This is a genomic window from Candidatus Symbiopectobacterium sp. (assembly GCF_020054415.1).
Lineage (GTDB): Bacteria > Pseudomonadota > Gammaproteobacteria > Enterobacterales > Enterobacteriaceae > Symbiopectobacterium.
In genome coordinates, this window is record NZ_JAHWCO010000423.1 from 1 (window position 1) to 1,021 (window position 1,021).

The following is a 1,021-nucleotide window of genomic DNA, read 5'->3' on the forward strand; positions in this document are numbered from 1 at the left end:
ATTCAATGAGTTGATGTAGCATCAAACGTAGTACTCGCGTTCGATGTAAGTACCGATGATCCTATCGTGCATTTCGGATGATTTTGAATATCCGAGCGTCTTGCGATTGAACCGTTGCAATCGGTTACGCAGTGTCAGATATGCACACTCAATACGCTGTGTATACAGCTTTCTAACAATGTGTTTTACTTTTGGAAGTTCGTCGTTGTAAGCCCTGTAGCCATCCGTGTCTGCATGACTGACGACGGTAACGCTGATAGCCACTTTTGCCATAACCGTGTTTTCTCACAGGAGATGTCTGTTCACAAAACGGGCATCTTACATCAACTTTAGCCACTGTATTCCACATCCAAAACCGGACATTTCGCACTGCAATCAACATATTGAATACACGACCCAAAGCCTGAGTGCTGGCAAAAAACGCCACGCCAGTCAGTGATGATGAAATGGCGGAAAGCGGGCAACATTAATGAGCAATAGCGGACATTAAAAATGGCGAAAAACGGCCAATAATCTTGGCGTTGACAAACTCGAACACCTTCATGACACCAGTCGTGATAAGCGTGTTTGTGATCGCATCAAAGCCGTCCTACTGGCCTCCGAAGGCTGGAGCTCTGCGATGATTGCGCAAGCTCTGTGTCTGCACGAAACGACGGTAAACCAACATATCAACGATTACGTCAACACTCGCAAACTTAAACCTGAAAACGGTGGGTCTGCAAGTTGGCTTTGTGCTGAAAAGACTGCGTTCTTAATCAGCTAGTTATCTCAACATCTCTTCCATCATACCCACGACATCGTGGCTTATGTCGAACATCGCTGGGCTATCCGATTCAGTATTCCCGGCATGAACAACTGGTTGCACCGTCATGGTTTCTCCGGCTTTGTTGAATAAATAGATTTTATGCTGGCAGCACAGTGAAACGACGGATCCTCGCAACGTAAAATCATGCAGTTAGGCCTCATGAGAAAAGTTTACACCTGAGATGACAAGCATTTTCAACCAAAACTGGCATGGAAA

At 45.5% G+C, this 1,021-nt stretch carries 1 protein-coding gene and 2 pseudogenes; 2 read left to right on the forward strand and 1 reads right to left on the reverse strand.

The window, feature by feature from the left end; genetic code table 11:
• Positions 1-21: 21 nt before the first annotated feature.
• Positions 22-337, reverse strand: a pseudogene (locus tag QZ506_RS12415) (IS1 family transposase).
• On the opposite strand from QZ506_RS12415, the gene QZ506_RS12420 reads away from it, so the two are divergent.
• Positions 278-439, forward strand: a complete 162-nt coding sequence (locus QZ506_RS12420) for a hypothetical protein (RefSeq protein ID WP_291971423.1) — start codon at positions 278-280, stop codon at positions 437-439. The pseudogene QZ506_RS12415 and the gene QZ506_RS12420 sit on opposite strands and share 60 nt — an antisense overlap.
• Positions 440-526: 87 nt before the next feature.
• Positions 527-880 (forward strand): annotated as a pseudogene (locus QZ506_RS12425) (helix-turn-helix domain-containing protein); the annotation flags it as partial.
• Positions 881-1,021 lie beyond the last annotated feature (141 nt).